The 20,881-nt window shown below is 69.6% G+C and carries 21 protein-coding genes; 10 read left to right on the top strand and 11 right to left on the bottom strand.

Features of this window, described 5'->3' with window-relative positions:
• From ACSU1G_RS06225 to hisC, 4 genes are all read right to left on the bottom strand, one after another.
• Entirely contained in the window at positions 1 to 1,695 is a 1,695-nt protein-coding gene (locus ACSU1G_RS06225) for a dihydrolipoamide acetyltransferase family protein (RefSeq protein WP_439279051.1), read from the bottom strand.
• A 73-nt stretch (positions 1,696 to 1,768) separates the two neighbouring features.
• On the bottom strand, positions 1,769 to 2,758 hold the full coding sequence (locus ACSU1G_RS06230; RefSeq protein WP_439279052.1) for an alpha-ketoacid dehydrogenase subunit beta: 990 nt from the start codon (positions 2,756 to 2,758) through the stop codon (positions 1,769 to 1,771).
• Positions 2,755 to 3,975, bottom strand: a complete 1,221-nt coding sequence (locus ACSU1G_RS06235; RefSeq protein ID WP_439279053.1) for a thiamine pyrophosphate-dependent enzyme — start codon at positions 3,973 to 3,975, stop codon at positions 2,755 to 2,757. Before ACSU1G_RS06235 ends, ACSU1G_RS06230 begins: the two co-directional genes overlap by 4 nt.
• A 137-nt stretch (positions 3,976 to 4,112) precedes the next feature.
• Positions 4,113 to 5,210 (bottom strand): histidinol-phosphate transaminase, encoded by a 1,098-nt coding sequence (gene hisC, locus ACSU1G_RS06240; RefSeq protein WP_439279054.1) that lies wholly within the window; start codon positions 5,208 to 5,210, stop codon positions 4,113 to 4,115.
• A gap of 80 nt (positions 5,211 to 5,290) precedes the next feature.
• Between hisC and ACSU1G_RS06245 the strand changes: the two genes are divergently transcribed.
• Positions 5,291 to 5,707 carry a phage holin family protein gene (locus ACSU1G_RS06245; RefSeq protein WP_439279055.1) on the top strand — a complete coding sequence of 139 codons (417 nt, stop codon included), beginning with the start codon at positions 5,291 to 5,293 and terminating at the stop codon, positions 5,705 to 5,707.
• A gap of 32 nt (positions 5,708 to 5,739) precedes the next feature.
• Here the strand turns inward: ACSU1G_RS06245 and ACSU1G_RS06250 are convergent, their stop codons facing one another.
• Both ACSU1G_RS06250 and ACSU1G_RS06255 read right to left on the bottom strand, forming a co-directional pair.
• Positions 5,740 to 7,338: a hypothetical protein gene (locus tag ACSU1G_RS06250; protein WP_439279056.1), complete on the bottom strand. Its 1,599-nt coding sequence runs from the start codon at positions 7,336 to 7,338 to the stop codon at positions 5,740 to 5,742.
• 1 nt (position 7,339) lies between these two features.
• The gene (locus ACSU1G_RS06255; RefSeq protein ID WP_439279057.1) at positions 7,340 to 7,705 is read right to left on the bottom strand and encodes a hypothetical protein; all 366 of its coding nucleotides are present in this window, start codon (positions 7,703 to 7,705) and stop codon (positions 7,340 to 7,342) included.
• A gap of 186 nt (positions 7,706 to 7,891) precedes the next feature.
• Between ACSU1G_RS06255 and ACSU1G_RS06260 the strand changes: the two genes are divergently transcribed.
• Together ACSU1G_RS06260 and ACSU1G_RS06265 are read left to right on the top strand one after the other, a co-directional pair.
• Positions 7,892 to 8,524 (top strand): flavin reductase family protein, encoded by a 633-nt coding sequence (locus ACSU1G_RS06260; protein ID WP_439279058.1) that lies wholly within the window; start codon positions 7,892 to 7,894, stop codon positions 8,522 to 8,524.
• A 57-nt stretch (positions 8,525 to 8,581) separates the two neighbouring features.
• Complete coding sequence (locus ACSU1G_RS06265; protein ID WP_439279059.1) at positions 8,582 to 10,150, top strand: DUF1846 domain-containing protein; 1,569 nt, start codon at positions 8,582 to 8,584, stop codon at positions 10,148 to 10,150.
• Positions 10,151 to 10,254: 104 nt separating this feature from the next.
• Here ACSU1G_RS06265 and ACSU1G_RS06270 read toward each other — a convergent pair whose 3' ends face one another.
• Positions 10,255 to 11,691 (bottom strand): aldehyde dehydrogenase family protein, encoded by a 1,437-nt coding sequence (locus ACSU1G_RS06270; protein ID WP_439279060.1) that lies wholly within the window; start codon positions 11,689 to 11,691, stop codon positions 10,255 to 10,257.
• Positions 11,692 to 11,778: 87 nt separating this feature from the next.
• On the bottom strand, positions 11,779 to 11,904 hold the full coding sequence (locus tag ACSU1G_RS06275; protein ID WP_439279061.1) for a hypothetical protein: 126 nt from the start codon (positions 11,902 to 11,904) through the stop codon (positions 11,779 to 11,781).
• A 164-nt stretch (positions 11,905 to 12,068) separates the two neighbouring features.
• Here ACSU1G_RS06275 and purB point away from each other — a divergent pair, with 164 nt between their 5' ends.
• From purB to ACSU1G_RS06295, 4 genes are all read left to right on the top strand, one after another.
• Positions 12,069 to 13,544 (top strand): adenylosuccinate lyase, encoded by a 1,476-nt coding sequence (gene purB, locus ACSU1G_RS06280; protein ID WP_439279062.1) that lies wholly within the window; start codon positions 12,069 to 12,071, stop codon positions 13,542 to 13,544.
• Positions 13,545 to 13,646: 102 nt separating this feature from the next.
• Positions 13,647 to 14,300 (top strand): trimeric intracellular cation channel family protein, encoded by a 654-nt coding sequence (locus tag ACSU1G_RS06285; RefSeq protein WP_439279063.1) that lies wholly within the window; start codon positions 13,647 to 13,649, stop codon positions 14,298 to 14,300.
• 285 nt (positions 14,301 to 14,585) lie between these two features.
• Positions 14,586 to 15,449 (top strand): methylenetetrahydrofolate reductase, encoded by an 864-nt coding sequence (locus ACSU1G_RS06290; RefSeq protein WP_439279064.1) that lies wholly within the window; start codon positions 14,586 to 14,588, stop codon positions 15,447 to 15,449.
• A 134-nt stretch (positions 15,450 to 15,583) separates the two neighbouring features.
• Positions 15,584 to 16,150: a septum formation family protein gene (locus ACSU1G_RS06295; protein WP_439279065.1), complete on the top strand. Its 567-nt coding sequence runs from the start codon at positions 15,584 to 15,586 to the stop codon at positions 16,148 to 16,150.
• A gap of 281 nt (positions 16,151 to 16,431) precedes the next feature.
• Here the strand turns inward: ACSU1G_RS06295 and ACSU1G_RS06300 are convergent, their stop codons facing one another.
• The gene (locus ACSU1G_RS06300) at positions 16,432 to 16,620 is read right to left on the bottom strand and encodes a hypothetical protein (protein ID WP_439279066.1); all 189 of its coding nucleotides are present in this window, start codon (positions 16,618 to 16,620) and stop codon (positions 16,432 to 16,434) included.
• A 60-nt stretch (positions 16,621 to 16,680) separates the two neighbouring features.
• Between ACSU1G_RS06300 and ACSU1G_RS06305 the strand changes: the two genes are divergently transcribed.
• The 3 genes from ACSU1G_RS06305 to ACSU1G_RS06315 are packed head-to-tail and all read left to right on the top strand — an operon-like array spanning position 16,681 to position 17,594.
• Positions 16,681 to 16,908, top strand: a complete 228-nt coding sequence (locus ACSU1G_RS06305; RefSeq protein WP_439279067.1) for a hypothetical protein — start codon at positions 16,681 to 16,683, stop codon at positions 16,906 to 16,908.
• A 46-nt stretch (positions 16,909 to 16,954) separates the two neighbouring features.
• The gene (locus ACSU1G_RS06310) at positions 16,955 to 17,128 is read left to right on the top strand and encodes a hypothetical protein (protein WP_439279423.1); all 174 of its coding nucleotides are present in this window, start codon (positions 16,955 to 16,957) and stop codon (positions 17,126 to 17,128) included.
• Between the two features lies 1 nt (position 17,129).
• Positions 17,130 to 17,594 carry a DUF6318 family protein gene (locus ACSU1G_RS06315; RefSeq protein WP_439279409.1) on the top strand — a complete coding sequence of 155 codons (465 nt, stop codon included), beginning with the start codon at positions 17,130 to 17,132 and terminating at the stop codon, positions 17,592 to 17,594.
• A gap of 167 nt (positions 17,595 to 17,761) precedes the next feature.
• Here ACSU1G_RS06315 and ACSU1G_RS06320 read toward each other — a convergent pair whose 3' ends face one another.
• Complete coding sequence (locus ACSU1G_RS06320) at positions 17,762 to 18,991, bottom strand: hypothetical protein (RefSeq protein ID WP_439279068.1); 1,230 nt, start codon at positions 18,989 to 18,991, stop codon at positions 17,762 to 17,764.
• Between the two features lie 344 nt (positions 18,992 to 19,335).
• The gene (gene ligM / locus ACSU1G_RS06325) at positions 19,336 to 20,760 is read right to left on the bottom strand and encodes a vanillate/3-O-methylgallate O-demethylase (protein WP_439279069.1); all 1,425 of its coding nucleotides are present in this window, start codon (positions 20,758 to 20,760) and stop codon (positions 19,336 to 19,338) included.
• Positions 20,761 to 20,881 lie beyond the last annotated feature (121 nt).

Consider the following 20,881-nt stretch of genomic DNA (forward strand, 5'->3'; position numbering starts at 1 on the left):
CTACTCGAGCAGCAGCGCCGGCTCCTCCATGATCGCCGCGACGTCCGCCATGAAGCGGGCGGAGAGGTCCCCGTCCACCACGCGGTGGTCGAAGGAGCCGCCCAGGGTGGTGATCCAGCGCGGGATGACCTCCCCGGAGACCACCCACGGCTTCTGCCGGATGGTCCCGAAGGCCACGATCGCCACCTCCCCTCGGTTGATGATCGGCGTGCCCGTGTCGATCCCGAGGGCCCCGATGTTCGTGATGGAGATGGTGCCGTCCGCCATCTCCGACGGCTGCGTCTTGCCGTCCTTCGCCCGCCTCGCCAGGGTGCCGAGGGCTTCGGCCAGCTGCCGCAGGGAGAGCTCGTTGGCGTTCTTGACGTTCGGCACCAGCAGCCCGCGCGGGGTGGCGGCCGCGATCCCGAGGTTCATGTAGTGCTTGACCAGGATCTCATCGTCCGTCCAGGTGGCGTTGACATGCGGGTTGCGCGCCGCCGCCCAGATGACGGCCTTGGCCAGGATGAGCAACGGTGTGACCTTGACGCCCTCGAACTCGCGTGAGGTCTTCAGCCGCTTCACGAACTCCATGGTCCGGCTGGCATCCACGTCCACGAAGATCGAGACGTGCGGGGCGTCCCGGTAGGAATCGGAGACCGCGGCGGCCGTCGCCTTGCGCACGCCCTTGACCCGGATCCGTTCGGTCCGCGACTCGTTGTCCCCGCCGTCCGGCATCCAGAACGAGGCCGAGGTGTCGATGTTCGTCTCGCGTTCGGCCAGGTAGTTCTCCACGTCCGTCCGCGTCACCTCGCCGAACTGGCCGGTGGCGCGCACCTGGGTCAGGTCCACGCCGAGCTCCTTGGCGATCCGCCGCACCGGCGGTTTGGCCAGGACGCGCTCGAACAGTCCCGCCACCTCGGTCTGGCGTTCGCGTCCGGCGGCCATCAGCTGCCCGACGGCGGCCGGCAGCTTCAGCCCGCGCGTCGCCGCGGCGGTGGGCTGGGCTGCGGCCGGGGCGGGGGGCTGAGCGGAGGCGGGCAGGCTGGCGGCGGGGAGGGTGGCGGCGGGCAGAGCGGCAGACTCTTCCCGCAGTCGCGGGCTCCACGAGGGCGCCACTGCGGCCTGGCCGGAGGGCGCCGGCGGCTTCGAGGCCGCCGGTCCAGCCTGGCCAGCTGGTGCGGACGAGGGCTTGCGGGGGCGGCGCGTGGCCGCATCGGCCTTCGGCCCGGAACCGGTCAGTGCGGCACCGGAGTTGTCGGAGCCTGCCGCCTCAGCGGAGCCGCCAGCGGGGTCCCCTCCGTCCGCCGGGACGGGTGCTTCCTCGCCGACTCCGTGCTCGGCGGTGTCCCCGGCCGCCTCCGGCAGGGTGTATCCGGCGTCCACGGCAGCTCCCGCCACACCCATCGTGCCGCGTCCTGCCGATAATGAGGATGGTTCGGCAGGATCGCTGTGGTGCGGGACGCTTGAGGATCCCGGTGAGGCGGCCGTGGCGATGCCGATGATGGGGGCACCCACCTCGATGGTCTCCCCGGTGGGGGCCATCAGCTCGGCGACGGTGCCGGCGTAGGGGCTGGGCAGCTCGACGAGGGACTTGGCGGTCTCGATCTCGCAGAGGACATCGTTGACGGCCACCGTGTCCCCGACCGCCACCTTCCATTCGGTGATTTCGGCCTCGGTCAGGCCCTCGCCGACGTCCGGCAGGGTGAAGATCTCCATGGCGTGCCTCCCGGCAGTCAGTAGGCGTTCAGTAGGCGTTCAGTAGGCGGTTGATACGCGGTTCAGTAGGCCGTCAGTACGCGAAAGTGCGGTCCACGGCGTCCAGGATCCGGTCCAGGTCCGGCAGGTACTGCTCCTCCACCTGGGACGGAGGATAGGGCAGGTGGAAGCCGCCCACCCGGATGATGGGGGCCTCGAGATGCAGGAAGGACCGCTCCGATAGTCGGGCCGCGACCTCCCCGCCGAGCCCGCCGAAGGTCGGTGCCTCATGGGCGATGACCATGCGCCCGGTCTTCTCCAGCGATCCCTGCAGGGTGTCGAAGTCGATGGGCGAGAGCGAGCGCAGGTCCACGACCTCGATCGAGCGGCCGTCCTCGGCGGCGGCGTTCGCGGCGGCCAGTGCCACCGGGACGAGCGGGCCGTAGGCCACCACGGTGGCGTCCGTGCCGGCGCGCACCACCTGGGCCTGGAAGGCGCCGAGCCCGCCGTGGCCGCCCTCGCCCGTCTGCACCTCACCCTTGAGCCAATAGCGGCGTTTGGGCTCGAAGATGATGACCGGATCCGCCGACTGGATGCCCTGACGCGTCATCCAGTACGCGTCCTGGGCGTTGGACGGCGTGATGATCCGCAGCCCCGGGGTGTGCGCGAACAGTGCCTCGGGGGACTCCGAGTGGTGCTCGATCGAGCCGATGCCGCCGCCGTAGGGGATGCGGATGGTCACGGGGACGGTGGCGGTTCCGCGGGTACGGGCGCGCAGCTTGGCCAGCTGCGTGGTGATCTGGTTGAAGCCGGGGAAGACGAAGCCGTCGAACTGGATCTCGGCCACGGGGCGGTAGCCGCGCAGCGCCAGGCCGATCGAGGTGCCGATGATGCCGGACTCGGCCAGCGGGGAGTCCACCACGCGGCCGGCGCCGTAGGTGGCCTTGAGTCCCTCGGTCACGCGGTAGACACCACCGAGCGAGCCGATGTCCTCACCCATCAGCAGGACCTTCTCGTCCTGCGCGAGCTCGTCCGCCAGGGCCCGGTTGACGGCCTTGGCGATGGTCAGGGTCTCGGTGCTCACGCGCGGCCTCCCTGGTCAGCGGAACCGGACCGGTCTGCGGTACCGGCCGGGCCGGCGTCGGGGACATCGGCGAAGCCGGCCTGCCAGGCGTGATGCCAGGCCTTCTCCTCGGCCACCAGCGGGTGCGGCTCGGCGTAGACGGTGTCGAAGACCTCGTCCAGGCTCATGCCGTTCTCCGCCGTCATGGACAGGACGTCCTCACGGGAGGCGGCGGCCAGTTCCTCGCCCTCGGCGGCCACCGCCGCGAAGAATGCGTCCGGGTCCTCACCGGCGGCGCCGCTGGAACGCAGGTACGCCTCCAGACGCACCAGGGGGTCCACCCGGGCCCAGTCCGTCTCCACCTCCCGCGTCCGGTACTTGGTGGGATCATCGGCGGTGGTGTGCGCCCCCACCCGGAAGGTGTGGGCCTCCACCAGGACCGGCCCGGCCCCGGTGCGCGCCTGTTCGGCGGCCCAGGCGGTCACGGCGTACATGGCCAGGGGATCGTTGCCATCCGCGGTGACGCCCTGGAAGCCGTAGCCCGCGGCGCGCTGGGCGAGGGGGACGCGTGTCTGGGTGGTGGCGGGCACCGAGATGGCCCACTGGTTGTTCTGGCAGAAGAACACCACGGGCAGGTCGTAGCTGGCCGCGAACACCATGGACTCGTGGACGTCGCCCTCAGAGGAGGCGCCGTCCCCGTAGCAGGCCAGCGCGATCTGGCCCTCGCGGCGCACGCGCTCCGCGTCCCAGCCGGCCTGGTCCCGCTGGATGCCCCAGGCATAACCGGTGGCGTGCAGGGTCTGGGCAGCGAGCACGAGCGTGTAGGGCTGGACGCGGTGGTCCTCAGCGGTCCAACCGGCGTGGGAGACACCGCGGAACAGCTCGAACAGCTGGCGGGGGCTGACACCGCGGCCGAGGGCGAAGAGGTGTTCGCGGTAGGTCGGGAAGATCCAGTCGTCCTCCCGCAGGGCGGCCAGGGCACCGGCCTGAGCGGCCTCCTGCCCGATCGCGGGGACCCACAGCGCGAGCTGTCCCTGGCGCTGGAGGGAGGTGCCCTCGGCGTCGAGGCGGCGCTCGGTGGCCATCAGCCGGTACATCCGCTGCAGGGCGGCCTGGTCGAGGCCAGCCAGATAGGGCGTGAACCGTGCGTCCTGGTGCAGGGTGCCCTCGGCATCCAGCAGTTGGACGGCTCCGGCCGGCAGCATGGTCGCCTGGCTCGGCGGCTGCGGTTCACTCACGTGGAACTCCTTCTCTCCCGGCGCATCTGGCGACGGTCCGGATCCAGACTAGTCGCGACGGCCCCTCCTCGGGCGTTTCACGACGTCGGCCCGGTCACCCGGCCGATCGCCGACGGACTCTTGTGGACACCGGACGGTCAGGGGCTCGGCGGGAAGTCGGCGCAGAGCTGCAGGAAGCGGGTGTTGGCCTCCACCTCGCCGATGGTCACGCGGACGCCCTCCGTGCCGAAGCCGCGCACGGCGAGTGCCTGACGGGAGGCGGCTTCCACGAACTCGGGCGTGCGCTCCCCGAGGGGCAGCCAGACGAGGTTGCCCTGCGAGTCCGGCACGTCCCAGCCCAGTTGCCGCAGTCCGGCCATGACCCGTTCGCGCTCGGCCACGATCCGCCCCACCCGCTCGGTGACCTCGTCCAGGTGGTCCAGGGAGGCGATTGCGGCCTGCTCGGCCACGGAGGACACGGCGAACGGGGTGGCCAGCACGCGCAGGTACTGGGTGATGTGAGGATGCGAGACGGAGTAGCCCACGCGCAGGTTGGCCAGGCCGTGGGCCTTGGAGAAGGTGCGTAGCACCACCACGTTGTCATGCCGGCGGTACACCGTCAGGGCGTCGACGGCGTCCGGCTGGGTGATGAACTCCGTGTAGGCCTCGTCCAGGACCACCAGGACGTCCTGCGGGACCCGGGTCAGGAAGGCCTCCACCTGCGCCCCGGTCAGGGCCGGGCCGGTCGGGTTGTTGGGCGTGCAGAGGATGATCACGCGGGTGCGTTCGGTGATGGCCGCGGCCATGGCGTCCAGGTCGTGGCGGAAGTCCGCGGTGAGGGGGACCTGGATGTCCCGGGCCCCGGACGCGCGCACGATGATCGGGTAGGCCTCGAAGGAGCGCCACGCGTAGATGACCTCGTCGGCAGTGCCGTCCGGGCCGGTGCCGGCGAAGGTGGTGATGATCTGGGTCAGCGCCCCGAGCGAGCCGGCCCCGGTGACGATGTCCTGCGGCGAGACGTCCAGATGCTGTCCGAGCCGTTCCCGTAGGGCGGTGGACAGCGGGTCCGGGTAGCGGCAGAAGTCCGTGAACTCGGCGAGGGCTGCACGCACCGCGGGGACCGGCCCGTAGGGGTTCTCGTTGGAGGAGAGCTTGTAGGAGACGAGGCCTTCCACCGCCGCCGCAGGCTGGCCCGCGGCGTAGGCCGGGAGCTGGGCGAGGACCGGACGGGGACGGATGGGGTGCGGCTCGTTCATGACTCACCAGCCTAACCCCGCTGGTCCCTGCTCGGGTCAGGCCCGGCAGCCGGAACGGGGCCAGCGTGGGAGCATGGACCATGGTCAAATTCCTGCTCCGCGTCATCGTCAACGGGCTGGCCCTCTGGGTGGCCACCCTGATCCTGCCCGGCATGGACGTCATCCCCTCCGGCACGGTCGCGGACACGGGCGACCCCACGCTGAACGCCGTGATCGCCTTCCTGGTCATCGGGCTCGTGTTCGGCGCGGTCAACGCGGTGGTCAAGCCGATCATCTCGCTGCTGGCCCTGCCGCTGACCTGCCTGACGCTGGGCCTGTTCACCGTCATCATCAACGCCGGCATGCTCATGCTGACCGTGTGGCTGACCTCCTACCTGCCGATGCAGCTGACCGTGAATGCCTTCTGGTGGACGGCGGTCTTCGCGGCCGTCATCGTCTCGGTGGTCTCGATGCTCGCCAACGGCGTGTTCGGCCTGAACCGCGCCAGCAGGGACTGAGCCCCAGGAGGTCGCCGGATGCACGGCGGACCTCATGGGGTCTTGGCACCGTGCATCACCCCGGGCCGCACCCCGGTCTCGGTACGACGTCCGTTCGGGTGCGTGAGAAAGGAACTACTCGATCCAGCACCGAGCGGGTGACGGGGGTTGCCGGGGCGGATCCGCTCGAACTGCACACTCCGGGTCACCCCGCCGCCGGCCGTCAGCGCCGCGATGTGCTCGAGGGCCGGGGCCTGCCGTGCCACGTCCGGGTCCTGGTCCAGCAGGGCCGCGTGGAACCCGTAGTTCTCGAAGGCATGACCGGACATCAGGTCCTTCCCCTCGGGGTACAGGGATTCGTCGTAGCCGCTCACGGTGATGGTGGCCCGGTTCGCAGCCTGCGGATTGGCCCGTCCGTCCAGGGCGGCGGGAAAGTCCTCGTCATGCTCCAGATGTGCCGCCTCGACGCTGGCCGGCACCCTGATCCCACCGGTCGGTGAGCCGATGGTGAACAGGCCTTGCACGTCGTAGGTCGCGGCGATCCGTTCATCGGCGGCGATCCGCGCGGCGTGGAGGCCCCCCTGGCTGTATCCGGTCAGCACCAGGGCATCGTCCTGTCCCGCCCCCGCCGCCCGGAGGGCCGCACCCACGGCGGCGGACACGTGCTGGGAGTCCAGTGCCATCGCCTCAGCGTTGCCTCCTACGTCCCAGGGGTTGGTCGACCAGCCGCTCGCGTCACGGTAGTCCCCGGTCTGGGTCCCCGGGAGGGAGACGAGCCACACCGTCTCGGGTGTCCCCGGACCGTCCGGAGTGAACTTCGTGATCTGGATGGACCCGGGGGCGGCTCCACGGGCCAGGTCCAGGTGGGACATGACGTTGGAGATACTCCCCTCGCCCTCGGGCGTCCACGTCTCCTCCCACTGGTCGGCAGGCGGCAGCGTCCCCTTGAGACGCACTGGACCGATCTGCACCAAGCCGGCAGCCCTGCCCAGCACCGTGACCAGGGGATAGAGCTGTTCCGGTCCGGACAGGGCGCCCGTGGCACCCTCGTCCCGGGCAACCCGGCCGGTCACCTCCGAGGCAATCAGGAACCCCCGTCCGAGGCCTGGGACCATCATCCCGAGGACCCCGGCCAGCACCTCCGGGGCGGCCTGGATGGCCAGCTCCGTGAGGGGGAGTGGCAGCGGCTGGCCGCTCAGACCCAGCCCCAGGGCGCCGACGAAAGCCACGCCGCCCAGCAGCTCTTCCATGCGCCGCTGGGCCGCTGCCTCCGCCTCTCGGTACGTTCGGGCCGCGGTCCGCACCGCCACGGCGAGCATGGCGGCCTCGGCGCTGATGGCCATCAATCCGGCGGACAGCTCGGCAGTCCGGCCGGTGAGAACCCGCCCCGGGCCGGTGTGGGCCGCAGCGACAGACATCAGGGATCCCCAGCCGGCGGCGCGGAGGGACAGGGCCGAGGCCTCGTCCGTGGCACCCACCAGGAGCAGGCTGCCCCGCTCAAGCTCGTCCAGGTTGGCATGGATGGACCCCGGCCCGCCGCGGACCGAGAACGACGGCGGCTCCCCGGGCGATGCGTACCGGCCCGGGACCTCGAGGCCGTCCAGCAGCCCGGGACGCCCCACGCCGGCAGGCACGGGTACGGTTCCGGCCATCTCAGCACACCCCCAGCGTGGCGGCGGTGGCCACCGCCTTGACCGCCTGGAGCGTCTCCCGGAGACGGGCGATCTGCTGGTGCAACTCGCCGATCGAGACCCGGGCCAGGGCGGCGGACTCCTCGGCCACCTCCGCCAGGTCTGCCGCCCGCACCCGCAGGCGTTGGCTCCGCTCCACCAAGGCCTCACCCGCCGGCGAGCGCCAGTCCATGGCCGTCAGTGAATGGACCGACTCGGCCACGCCCCGGGTCCCGGAACCCACCAGCCGCAGTTCCTCGACCACCTGGTGGAGTTGCACCACGGCCGCCTCCAGCACGCGGAGCAGCTGTTCATCCCCGGCCATCAGGTGCGCAGCGGTCTCAGCCACCGCACACACCTGCAACCCACTGATCGGTATCGTCATTCCCGTCCTCCCCGTGCAGCCACGCTCCGTCCGAAACCACGCTAGGGAACGCCGTGTCCCCCGTGGGCGGACGTCAGGGGCTAGTGGGGATAAGCCCAGAGCATTCGGTTCGCTGTGGAGGAACGGCCGCGGCGCTGGAAGACTGTGCCCATGAGCACCCCGAGCACCCCGAGCCCTCAGCGCACCGAGTTCGATCCCGCCGCCCTCGGCGACCGGGAGACCACCCTGCTCGTGAAGTCGATCCTCATCCCACGGCCGATCGCCTGGGTCGGGACGGTGGACGCCGACGGCACCGCGAACCTGGCTCCGCACTCGTTCTTCACGATGGTCTCCGAGGAGCCACCGATCGTGATGTTCTCCTCGACCACGCGCAAGGACACCCTCCGCAACGTCGAGGCCACCGGCCAGTTCACGGTCTCGCTGGTCTCGCGGCCACAGTTCGAGGCGGCCAACCAGACCTCGGCGCCCTATGACTCCGAGGTGAGCGAGTTCGGAGCCGCCGGGATCGAGGGCGAGCCCTCGGCCGCCGTCGCCCCTCCCCGGGTGGCCGGCTCCCCCGCAGTGATGGAATGCGTGCTGGAGAGCATCCTGCCCGTCGGCGGGAACTTCATGGTGCTCGGGCGGGTGGTCCACGTGGCGGTGGACACGGACACGCTGAGCACGGATGCCCGTGGCCGGACCCTGCCGCTGGCGGAGAAACTGGACCCTCTGACCCGTCTGGGGCGGAACGAGTGGGGCACCCTGGGTGAGGTGCTGGCCATCGACCGGCCGCGGGCGGGATAGCCACCGGATACCGCGGGACGGCGGCGCGGCCGAGCCTGCCGGTGCTAGCGTGGCGGCGTGACCGTCTCGTCTTCCAGCCCTGCGCCGCCCCCCACCTCACCGGCTTCCGGGCCGGCCGGTCACCGGGACGGCCCGCACCGTCCCGTGGGATTCGACCGCGACCGCTACGTCGAGCTGCAGTCACGCCACATCGAGGAGCGCCGCCAGCAGATCGGCGGCAAGCTGTACCTGGAGATGGGCGGCAAGCTCTTCGACGACCACCACGCCTCCCGCGTGCTGCCGGGGTTCACGCCGGACAACAAGATCGCCATGCTCGAGCAGATCAAGGACGAGCTTGAGATCCTGATCTGCCTCAACGCCAAGGACCTGGAACGGCAGAAGGTCCGCGCGGACCTCGGCATCCCCTACGAGGAGGACGTACTGCGCCTCGTGGATGTGTTCCGCGAGCGCGGTTTCCTGGTGCAGCACGTGGTGCTGACCCAACTCGAGGACTCCAACCAGGTGGCGCTGGCCTTCGCCGAGCGCCTGGAGCGTCTGGGCCTGACGGTGGCCCGCCACCGCGTGATCCCCGGTTACCCGCAGGACACCCGCAGGATCGTCTCGGAGGAGGGTTTCGGGCTGAACGAGTATGCCGAGACCACCCGGGACGTCGTGGTCGTCACCGCCCCGGGGCCGGGCTCCGGCAAGCTGGCCACCTGCCTCTCGCAGGTGTACCACGATCACGCCCGCGGCATCGCGTCCGGCTACGCCAAGTTCGAGACGTTCCCCCTCTGGAACCTGCCCCTGGACCACCCCGTGAACCTCGCCTACGAGGCGGCGACCGCGGACCTGGATGACATCAACCTGATCGACCCGTTCCACCTGGCCGCCTACGGCGAGCAGGTCACCAGCTACAACCGGGACGTGGAGGTCTTCCCCCTGCTCACGGCCCTGCTGGAGCAGCTCACCGGGTCCTCCCCCTACCGCTCCCCCACGGACATGGGCGTCAACCTGGCCGGCAGCTGCATGGTGGATGACGGCATCTGCCGTCAGGCCGCCCGCCAGGAGATCGTGCGCCGCTACTACAAGGCCCTCGTGGACGAGCGGATCAACGACGCCGAGGCGGATGTCTCCGAGCGCGTGGCGATGATCATGTCCCGAGCCGGCTGCACCCCGGGTGACCGGGCCGTCGTCGCCCCCGCCCTGGCCGTGGAGGAGCGCACCGGGGAGCCGGGCTCTGCGATCGAGCTGGCGGACGGAAGCATCGTCACCGGCAAGACCTCCGATCTGCTGGGTTGCTCCGCCGCGATGCTGCTCAACGCGCTCAAGGTCCTGGCCGGCATCGAGGACGAGACGCACCTGCTCTCCCCCGCCGCGATCGAGCCGATCCAGACCCTGAAGACCCAGCACCTGGGCTCGAAGAACCCACGGCTGCACACCGACGAGGTGTTGATCGCCCTCTCGGTCTCCGCGGCCTCGGACGAGAACGCACGGCGGGCGCTGGACGAGCTGCAGAACCTGAACGGCTGCGACGTGCACACCACCACGATCCTGGGCACCGTGGACGAGGGCATCTTTCGGTCCCTCGGCGCGCTGGTCACCTCGGAACCCCGCTTCCAGCGCAAGGCCCTGTACCGCAAACGGTAGGCACCCCTCCTAGGCGCAAAGTGACCCAGCCCCCACCGTGGTGACGGGTTTAGGTCACCCTGTGCCCGACGGCGGCCGGGCACGCCGGGTGCCCGGCCGCCGCCTCACCAGCTGGTGACCTTGGGCAACGCCACGGACTTCAGGCCTTCGACGCCGAACTCCAGCCCGTAGCCGGACTTCTTCACCCCGCCGAACGGCACCCGCGGGTCCACGGCACCGTGCTTGTTGATCCACGTGGTGCCGGCCTGCAGCCGCGCGGCCACCGCGCGGGCCGCCTCCAGGTCGGTGCCCCATACCGAGGACCCCAAGCCGACGTCCAGGCCGTTGGCCCAGGCGATGGCCTGCTCCAGGTCGGTGTACCTCACGATCGGCAGCACCGGCCCGAACTGCTCCTGGGACACCAGCCGGTTGTCGTTGTCGATATCCGCCACGAGGGTCGTGGGATAGAAGTAGCCCGGCTGGTCCTGCACCGGATCCCCGCCCATCAGGATCCGCGCCCCGCCGTTGCGGGCGTCCTCCACCAGTCCGGCGACGATGTCATACTGCTGCCGGTTCTGCAGGGGGCCGAGCACGTTCTCCTCCTCCAGTCCCACGCCCATCGGCATCCGCTGCGCCACCTTCACCAGGGCCTGGCACATCGCCTCGTACTGAGACTCGTGGACATAGAGCCGCTTCAGCGCCGCACAGGTCTGGCCGGTGTTGATGAACGCGCCCCAGAACAGGTCCTCGGCGATCGCCTCCGGATCCGCGTCCGGCAGCACGATCCCGGCGTCGTTGCCGCCGAGCTCCAGGGTGAGGCGCTTCAGGGTGTCCGCCGCCGAGCGCATGATGGCCTGGCCGGTCTTCGTGGAGCCGGTGAACATCAGCTTGTCCACGCCCGGGTGCGCGGTCAGCGCCGCCCCGAGCTCACCCGGGCCGGCCAGCACCTGGAGCACCCCCTCGGGGAGCACCTGGTTCAGCACCGCGCCCAGGGCCAGCACGGACAACGGGGTGTACTCGCTGGGCTTGAGCACCACGGTGTTGCCCATCCGCAAGGAGGGGGCGACCTGCCAGATCGAGATCATCATCGGCCAGTTCCACGGCCCGATCGCCCCGACCACGCCCACGGGCACGTACTCGAGGACCGCCTTGCCGGACTCATCGTCCACCAGGACCTCCGGCTCGATCTCGAACGCGGCGTTGGCGCGCAGCCATCCCGCACAGGCCCCGACCTCGAAGCGCGCGTTCGGGCCATTGAGCGGCTTGCCCTGCTCCCGGGAGAGCACCGCGGCCAACCCCTCCGCCGAGTCCTCCACCGCATCGGCGGCCCGGTTCAACAGCTCGGAGCGCTCGGCGTGGGACCGTGCGGCCCAGCTGCGCTGTGCCTCCCGCGCGGTGGCCACCGCCTCGTCCAGGTCCGCCTCCGCGCGCTGCGGGGCCCGACCGACGAGCTTGCCGGTGGCCGGGTCCATCATCTCCACCCCCTGCCCCTCCGGTGCCTCGATGGCGGCCATCAGGCCCTTCACGGTGGTCAGGTCGGTGGTGGTGGTCTCGGTGGTCATGGTGTTCCTTTCGTCGGGAGGTCTTCGGGGAGTCTCGGGTGTTGTCGGGTGCCGTAGGCGGCCAGCTGCCGGATCGGCCGCGGGATCTCAGTCCAGTTCACCACCGGCGCCGATGCCGCGGTAGGTCTGCGGCCGCCGGCTCTGCAGCCACCACGACCAGGCGGTGCCAACCAGGCGGGCGCCGATGCCCGCGGCGAACAGTCGGTCCTGCACGACCCGAGGCTCCCGGCCCCGAAACGCAGGGCGCGCCCCATCAGTCGCTGGATCCAGTAGGGGTACGTGGGACCCCTACCCCTACCCCCACCGGATCCCGCAACTGATGACCGGCTCCCGATACAGAACCCGGCGAACAGCCCGGTGGTGGAAGAATGAGCGGTATGCCTGAGTCCTCCGCGCCGCAGTCCGCCTCCCCCGTCAGCTCCCAGCCATCCGGTGCCCCCACCACCCGGGGCACGACGCCGGCCCGCCAGTCCCTGGCCGACGCCGGCATCCCCTTGGGCCCACTCGACGGCAGGTACCGCTCGGCGGTGGCACCGCTGACGGATCACCTCTCGGAGGCGGCGCTGAACCGCAACCGCCTGCACGTGGAGGTCGAGTGGTTCATCCACCTGGCCCACCACGAGGTCCTGCCGGGACTGTCCCCGCTGACGGCCGAGCAGGAGGCGGGGCTGCGTGCCATCGTCACCGACTTCGGCTCCGAGGGCGTCGCCGAGCTGGGTGCGATCGAGAAGGAGACCGTCCACGATGTCAAGGCCGTGGAGTACTACATCGGCCGCCGGCTGCCGGCGCTGGGCCTGGAACACCTCACCCCGCTGGTGCACTTCGCCTGCACCTCCGAGGACATCAACAACCTGAGCTACGCCGTGGGCGTGCGGGACGCGATCGCTGAGGTGTGGCTGCCGGCCGGGCGGGCCGCCGTCGGGACCATCCGGGAGATGGCCACCGCCGCGGCGGGCACCCCCATGCTCTCCCGCACCCACGGCCAGCCGGCCACCCCCACCACGCTGGGCAAGGAGATGGCGGTGTTCGTGTACCGCCTCGAACGCCAACTACGCCGCGTGGAGCAGCAGGAGTACCTGGGCAAGATCAACGGCGCCACGGGCACCTACGCCGCGCACCTGGCCGCCGTCCCCAGCGCCAGCTGGCCGGATGTCTCCCGCACGTTCGTGGAGCACCTGGGGCTGAGCTGGAATCCGCTGACCACCCAGATCGAGTCCCACGACTGGCAGGCGGAGCTGTACGCGGATATCGCGCGGTTCAACCGCATCCTGCACGGTTTCTGCGTGGACGTGTGGAGCTACATCTCGATCGGCTACTTCGCGCAGATCCCGGTGGCCGGCGCCACCGGCTCCTCCACCATGCCGCACAAGGTCAACCCGATCCGCTTCGAGAACGCCGAGTCCAACCTGGAACTGTCCAACGCCCTGTTGGACTCGCTCGGAGCCACCCTTGTGGAGTCCCGCTGGCAGCGCGACCTCACCGATTCCACCTCCCAGCGGAATATCGGCAACGCCCTGGGCCACTCGGTGCTCGCGCTGTCCAACGTCACGAAGGGCATGGCCCAGCTCAAGGTCGCCGAGCCCATGCTGGCCGAGGACCTGGACCACAACTGGGAGGTGCTGGGCGAGGCCGTGCAGACCGTGATGCGCCAGCAGGCCATCGCCGGCGTGGAGGGGATGGACAACCCCTACGAGCGTCTGAAGGAGCTCACCCGCGGCCGCCGCGTGGACGGGGAGCGGATGCGCGAGTTCGTGTTGGGCCTGGGCCTGGAGCCCGACGCCGAGGCGCGCCTCCTGGCGCTCACCCCCGCCTCCTACATCGGCCTGGCCGAGGAGCTGGCGCGCCTGTACTGACCCCCAACCCACCGGGCACACCGTGACGCCGCCCCCACCGTGGTGACGGCTCTGCGTCACTATGTGCCCCGCGGCCCGGCAGCCACCGTAGAAGGAGCACTGATGATCGAGGCCAGTGAGACACCGGCGTACCTGGAGACGCTGCTGTTGGTGCTGGACCTGCTCGGCGTCTTCTTCTTCGCGGTCTCGGGGTCTTTGCTGGCCGCCCGGCGGCAATTCGACCTGATAGGCTCCCTCTTCCTGGCGTTCCTGGCCGGGCTCGGCGGCGGCGTGGTGCGGGACCTCATCATCGACGAGGGCGTCCCCTACGCCTTTTCCAACCCGCTGTACCTCATCCCGCCGGCCTTGGCCGCGGGTCTGGTGTACTTCCGGCTCGTCACGCAGGGCCGGCTGCGCCGCACGCTGCTCGTCTTCGACGCCGCCGGGCTGGCCCTGTTCTGCGTCACCGGCACGCGCACCGCGCTGGCGGCCGGGATCGAGCCCATCATGGCCATCCTGCTGGGCATGGTCACCGGTGTGGTCGGCGGGCTACTACGGGATGTGGTGGCCAACGAGGTCCCGGAGATCTTCAACCGACACGGCCTCTACGCCGTGCCCGCCCTGTTCGGCGCGGGGTTGAGCTCGCTGCTGTGGACACTGGACGCCTTCAACTGGTTGACCGCGGCCCTGGTGATGCTGGCCGTCTTCGCCTTCCGGCTCATCTCGTTCCGGATGGGGTGGGTGGCCCCCAACGCCGCGCGCAGCCCCGGCTCCTGAACCGAGGGGCACGACGCCGACCGGGGCCCGCCGCACCGGCCTCGCCCGGCGCTCCGCGCGCGTCTCACCCGATCCCGGCGGGCGCAGAATGACGAAACCACGTCACAACGGTGGGGGCGCGGTCACTCTGCGCCCAGGGGCTCTATACCTATGGCCATAGTTATATTAGGCTCGGCTCAACGCTGCGTGACCTGGACCACCGCGCCCGGTCATGCAGCGGCCAAGCCAGCCCGGCCGGCGTCGGGCCCCTGGACCCCGCCGGCACCCGCCTTCCGAAGGACCACTGTGAACACGACCCCCGCCGCTTCCGGACGCCCCTCCGTCATCACCGAGCCCTCGCTGGAGATGACCGGCAAGGACAAGGACATCAACGACCTGCGCGAGGCCGCCCCGTTCATCCCGGCCGGCACCCGCATCAACGTCACGTTCCTGGGCAACGAGGACCTCGGGATGCGCATCAAGGCCTCCACCGCCGCCAAGGAACTCGGATACACGCCGGTGCCGCACATCTCGGCCCGCCGCATCTCCTCGCAGGCCGAGCTCGAGGAGTACCTGACCGCGCTGCGGGACACCGTGGGCACCACGCACGCCTTCGCCGTGGGCGGCGACCCCTCCGAGCCGATGGGCCCCTACGGCTCCTCGCTGGACATGATCCGCACCGGCCTGCTCAAGGACTACGGCATCACCGACGTCTCGATCGCCGGCTACCCCGAGGGACACCCGGACATCACCGAGGCCCAGCTGTGGGAGGCCCTCGAGGGCAAGGCCGCCTCGCTCAAGGAGCAGGGCCTGAACGGCACCATCCTGACGCAGTTCGGCTTCGACGTGGACCCGGTCTTCACCTGGATCGAGGAGGTCCGCCGCCGCGGCATCGACCTGCCGATCCGCATCGGTGTCCCCGGCCCGGCCGGCATCAAGCGCCTGCTGACCTTCGCCTCCCGCTTCGGCGTCTCGACCTCGGCCGGCATCGCCAAGAAGTACGGCTTCTCGATCACCAACCTGCTCGGCACCGCCGGCCCGGACAAGATGATCAACGCCCTCGACGCCGGCCTGACCGAGGCCCACGGCGACGTCAAGCTGCACTTCTACACCTTCGGTGGCATGAAGACCACGGCCGAGTGGATCCAGCAGTTCAAGGCCAAGCACTGATCACCGGTTGATCTCAGTGAGGGCAGGACGCCGCGGTGCGTCCTGCCCTCACTGCTGCGTGGCGCGTCTGGGATCCCGGTGGACCGGAAGCGTCGGCGCAGAAGCACGTGCAGGCCAGTCCTAGAGTGAGGGGCATGCCCCTGCCCCACCCCGGCCCCGCACCCCGCCCGCCTCGGCGCACCACGCAGCCGGTCGGCGTCGCGCCCTCCGGCCCTGTCCTCCGGGGCACGACGGCGGCCCTCGGCCTCCTCCTGGCCCTCACCGGATGCGGTGGTCCGGGAGGGGATGAGGAAGTGGTGGGCACCTCCTCGCCGACCCCGGCGGTGAGTGCCTCCGCGACGAGCATCTTCCAGCTCTCCCCCGGCCAGTGCTTCGACCGTCCCGCCGAGGACGGGCTCTACGAGGTGGCCGTGGTGCCGTGCGAGGTGGCCCACGATCTCCAGATGTACGCGCTGTTCCAGCTGGACGAGCCGTCCTGGCCGGGAGAGGACGCGGTCCACGGACTGGCGGATACGGGGTGCCGGGAGCAGTTCGCCGCCTTCACTGGAACCGAGCCGGAGGAGTCCGAGCTCGGTTACACCATGTACACGCCGTCCGAGGGGTCCTGGTCCGAGGGCGACCGTCAGGTGCAGTGCGCCCTGCAGCTCAACAGCGGTGGCCGGATGATCGGCTCGCAGATGGGTGCTGCCCCGACGGGGTGAGCCTGGGGCCTGACGAGTTCACAGCCGATCGGTCATTTCACCGTGGGATCCCGCGGTGAAATGACCGATCGGCTGTGAAGATCCAGAGGCGTCTGGCAGCAGAAGGGGCCGCGCACCGCTGACCGAGCTTGGACGGGGCTTCGGACACTGCCTGTGGATAACCGAAGTCGCCGTTGTCCGATCCTCTCTAGGGTCAGAGTGGGGACCGCCGGGATCCCCGGTGACTGGAGGGGATATGGATCAGGGCATCAGGCCGTCTGGCCGTCTGGCCGTCTGGCCGATCACACCCGCTCGTAGCCGCTGTTGGTCTCATCACAGCTCTCGCCCTCACCGGAGATGATGGACCGGCTCAGGAGATCGCCCCGGACTGCGACGCTTGCCGAGGCCTCGAGGCCGGTACGGTCGCTCTCTATGAGGCCGGCGGCTGGACCCTCGGCACGTCGTTCGATCTGTCGGAACCCAGCACCCACCACCTCGAGGACAGCCCTGCTGTCAGGGTCGATCTGAGAGTCGGCCAGGAGCAATACGGAGTGCGCGCCGACCTGGATGCGCCCGGGACGCAGGAGGCCCGCAAGGAACTGGAAGAGGTCGTGGAGGATGTCACCGGAGAGGGGCCGGATTGGCGCATCGACCGCTACGAGTTGGGCTTCACCTACTTCGAGGAGGAGCTCGGCCACTGGGTCGTCTACGACGGCAAGTACTGGTACGGCGACCACGTCCACGCCCTCGAGGGGTTCACCGTCAAGGAGAAGCAGTGAACGCGACGCGCAGAGCACCCTTCCGTTCATTCGGGCAAGGCCTGACTTGTCTTCTTCTGACCCTGGCAGCGGCCTCGTGCTCTGCTTCGTCTCCGGAATCCACGCCGGCAACGTCAGCGGTCACGTCCTCACCGACGGCTTCGTCCTCCCCCTCCTCGTCGGGAACGACATTCATCGCCGCCACGCAGGAGGAACCCGCGCGGAACGTCCCGGAGCCTGAGATCCCCGCGGCGGTGACGGAGAAGTCCGAGAGGGGCGCTCGGGCAGCCCTGGACCACTGGTGGACGACGCACCGCTACCTGGAGCTCACAGGAGATGCCTCACCGCTCGAGGAGATGTCCGGTTCCGGCTGCGGCTCGTGCGTCCACACCTCGGAGTTCTGGCAAGACGTGTACACGGAGGGAAACTGGTCCAGTGGATCGGGCCGTGAACCCACCGAGGTTGAGGTGTCGCTGTCCGGCCAGAAGTCGGACGCACGGTTCGCCTTTGCGGTGGACCAGGAGGAGTACCACGTCTGGACGCCTGCCGGTCTCGTGCTCAACGACATGCACCGTCATTTCGCGGATACGAAGCAATGGGGCGCCCGAGCCCGGTACACGGAGGACGGCCACTGGATCGTGTACGACATCTGGATGTACTACGACGGCCGCGAGGACGCAGACGGAGAAGAGGACGGGGAAACCTGATCCAGGGAGGGTCTCGTGGTCATCACGTGACCTGCGCCGGAGGATTCACAGTGGAATGGTCATTTCACTGTGAAGTTCCACGGTGAAATGACCAATCGGCTGTGATGATCCAGAGGCGTCAGTCGGAGGCCGCTGACGTCGGCCGGGCCTCCGACACCGGAGGTCCGCTATGCGTAAGGCACCCCATGCTGACGCAGCTTGGCCTCCAGGGACGCGGGATTGCGCACATCGCTTGCCAGCCACCGGACCATGCCGTTGCCCTGGGCTCGGATGGCGTCCTCGCGGATCTTCTCGGCCGTCACGACCTCCTCCGCTGACTTGCCGGAGTAGCTGGCCCGCCCCAGGTACTTCGTCAGCCCGTCGAACTCCCCGGTCAGACGTTGCTCCTTCCACCAGAAGTCTGTGATCCCGATGCGCCGGCCCTGCTGGTCGTAGACGCTGTGTTGGAGCTCTGGCAGCTCGAAGCCCAGATCCCGGATGACCACGCGGCTGGCCGATTCCCCGGCGGACTCGGTCTCGGGTCTCGCGAACCCCGTCTTGACTCGGAGACGATCCGCCGACGCGACGGAGACACTCAGCCCCCGCAGAGCATCCATCGATTCCCTCGACCACGCCGCGGCCATATTCTTCTCGCGGACACCGGCCCCGGCGCGCCGTCCGCTCAGGACGGCGTCCAGGATGACCGCCGCCTCCACCGGATCCATCCGGGGAATGACATCGGCCAGGACCAGAGCCAGGCGCTCCACGTAGAGGGACACCCCGGCGAGGACGAGCTTCTCGGCGCCCCACGGGAGTGCCGGCGCGCCAGGGCCGACCGGTCGAGACAGCCTGTTCCACGGCCGAGGTTTGAGGTGGCGGGTTTCCTGGAACGGCGCATAGTTCATCCCCTTCGGCTTCAATGGCGCCCGGTGGCCGGAGTCACCCAGACTCCGGGCCCGGAAACTGAGAGACTTCGGCACAGACCAGAACCCAAGCCCGTGGAACAGCAGCGCCGTCTCACGGCAGAATACCGGTGGATTCCCGCGGCGGGCTGCGGCTGAGGCGAAGGCCGACGCCAGGTGTCGCTGCCGGGGGAAGGCCGCGTTCCAACTCGCCGGATCGGCATAGACACCCGCGCGAATGCGGAAGAGCCGTCCCTGTTTCGCCGCACGGGCCAGGGTCCGAGGCGACGTCCCCGGACCACCCTCCTGGTCGGCCAGGATCAGGTGGATGGACCAGGCCTCCAAGGTCCCCTCCGCCCCACGGACCACCGGATGCCCCTGGAACTCACCCACCCCCACGGGCGAGGCCAAGAGCTCCGCAGCAGATTGCCGCTCGTCCACTGTGAAGGGCAGGGCGGATCGAGCGTGAGACGAGGTGGTGGGACGGCTCTGGGTCGGATGTGAGTCAAGAGGCATGGGGACATCTCAGCAGGCTCCCGGGTGACGATCAGCCACGCTGGCCGCGACTGTGGACAACTCGCCCGGGCTCGGAACCGAGTCCAAGGCCGAGGGCCCACCAACTCTCACCGCGGATCGGTCTATTCATGCCGGAACACCGCTGTGAATTGACCAAACGGCTGTGAAAGTCCTGAGAGGCATGCACCTGCGCCCCTCACCCTCTGCCCACAGCCCCTCACCCTCTGCCCACAGACCCTCACCCAACACAACGACGTCGGCGCCCCACCTCGAGGAGGTGGGGCGCCGACGTCGTGCTTCAGGATGTTCCCCGGCCGTGGCCGCGGAACGGGACTACCGGGTGATCAGGCCTTGTAGCCGGTGCGCCAGCCGCCCTGGTAGGACTCGCGGGCGACCGCGGAGAACGGCACCGGGGAGACCGTGGCCGAGACCTCGGTCTGGACGTGCGGCTCCACGGTGGTCTTCTTCGTGCCACCGTCCGGCTCGCCCCAGACGACCTTCAGCTCGGCGCCCTCGGGGACGTCGGCGTTGATGGTGGCCAGGGACAGCGCGCGCTTCTCGTTGGCGGAGTAGCCGGTGAACATGGACATGCCCACCACGTTGCCGTCGGCGTCCACCACGGCGTCGTAGTTGGAGGAGCCGTAGTTGGCCAGCGGCAGGTCGAAGTACTTGAAGGGGGTGCCCTCCGTGTCGTACAGCGAGGACTGGATGCGCTTGATGTCCTCCGGATCCCAGGCCAGGGTGACCTTCTTGCGCTGGGCAGCCGGATCGAGCTTCTCCAGTGCCTCACGGCCGATGAACTCGTGGTCGAACTTCACGAAGTTGCCGTAGCCGAGCTCCCACGGGTTGAGGTAGTAGTCCTCGATGTTGTCCGAGACGAAGGACCCGGCCACGGCGTTGTTGGCCTCGTAGGAATCAGCACCCAGCCACGCGCGGTACTCGGCCATCATGCCGTCACCGGTGTAGATGGCGGGCAGCGGGGACGGGATCCAGCCGGACTCCAGGGTGTTGGACGGGTAGGCGCGGGAGCCCACGGGCACCATGCCGAACTCGGCACCGGCGGCCAGGATGGCCTCGCGGATGCGGTCGTAGTCGGCGTAGGGGCCCCAGATCTCCAGGCCCGGAGCGCCGGACATGCCGTGGCGCAGGGTGCGGACCTGGGTGCCGTCGATGTTCATCCAGGACATGTTGAAGAAGCCCAGCTGCTCCAGCTTCTCGCCGTGCAGCTTCTCGATGATCTCCCAGGCGCGCGGGCCCTGGATCTGGAAGCGGTAGTACTCGCGGTGCACCGGCTTGCCCATGGGGCGTGAGGGGGAGCGGCGATCCTCGACGATCTCGAGGTTCTTGTAGCCACCGCGCTCGGCCTGGAAGAGCATCCAGTTGGTGACGGGGGCGCGGCCCACGTACACGAACTCCTCCTCTTCCTGGCGGAACAGGATGCCGTCGCCGATGACGTGGCCGGCCGGGGTGACCGGGACGTACTGCTTGGCCTTGTTCACGGGGAACTTGGCCACGGAGTTGATGGCGGTGTCCGAGATCAGCTTGATGGCATCCGGGCCGCGCAGGATCAGGTTGTCCATGTGGTGCGACTGGTCGAACAGCACGGCGGACTCACGCCAGGCGCGCTGCTCCGAGCGCCAGTTGGAGAACTCCGGGGCCACAACGGGGTAGATGTAGGCGCCGATCTGGGAGTTACGCAGGTGGTCGACCACGTTGCCGGATGCATCCAGCACGTCCTGCAGGGACTTCTTTGCAACGGATTCAGACATCGAACCGGTCCTTTCTTGGGGGTGTACTGCCGGGATATTGAAGAGAAGCTGACCGAGAGTTGAGGGGTGGACGGCGCTCCGGCACCACGGCCGAAGGGTGATCCGCACCACAAGTGGTTCG

Source organism: Microbacterium sp. A93 (assembly GCF_051842835.1).

What these genes read in the sequence shown, in the direction of transcription:
- ACSU1G_RS06225 (WP_439279051.1), bottom strand. Translation starts at nt 1,695, where the DNA reads ATGGAGATCTTCACCCTGCCGGACGTCGGCGAGGGCCTGACCGAGGCC.
- hisC (WP_439279054.1), bottom strand. Translation starts at nt 5,210, where the DNA reads ATGAACGAGCCGCACCCCATCCGTCCCCGTCCGGTCCTCGCCCAGCTC.
- ACSU1G_RS06245 (WP_439279055.1), top strand. Translation starts at nt 5,291, where the DNA reads ATGGTCAAATTCCTGCTCCGCGTCATCGTCAACGGGCTGGCCCTCTGG.
- ACSU1G_RS06250 (WP_439279056.1), bottom strand. Translation starts at nt 7,338, where the DNA reads ATGGCCGGAACCGTACCCGTGCCTGCCGGCGTGGGGCGTCCCGGGCTG.
- ACSU1G_RS06260 (WP_439279058.1), top strand. Translation starts at nt 7,892, where the DNA reads ATGAGCACCCCGAGCACCCCGAGCCCTCAGCGCACCGAGTTCGATCCC.
- ACSU1G_RS06270 (WP_439279060.1), bottom strand. Translation starts at nt 11,691, where the DNA reads ATGACCACCGAGACCACCACCACCGACCTGACCACCGTGAAGGGCCTG.
- purB (WP_439279062.1), top strand. Translation starts at nt 12,069, where the DNA reads ATGCCTGAGTCCTCCGCGCCGCAGTCCGCCTCCCCCGTCAGCTCCCAG.
- ACSU1G_RS06285 (WP_439279063.1), top strand. Translation starts at nt 13,647, where the DNA reads ATGATCGAGGCCAGTGAGACACCGGCGTACCTGGAGACGCTGCTGTTG.
- ACSU1G_RS06295 (WP_439279065.1), top strand. Translation starts at nt 15,584, where the DNA reads ATGCCCCTGCCCCACCCCGGCCCCGCACCCCGCCCGCCTCGGCGCACC.
- ACSU1G_RS06320 (WP_439279068.1), bottom strand. Translation starts at nt 18,991, where the DNA reads ATGCCTCTTGACTCACATCCGACCCAGAGCCGTCCCACCACCTCGTCT.
- ligM (WP_439279069.1), bottom strand. Translation starts at nt 20,760, where the DNA reads ATGTCTGAATCCGTTGCAAAGAAGTCCCTGCAGGACGTGCTGGATGCA.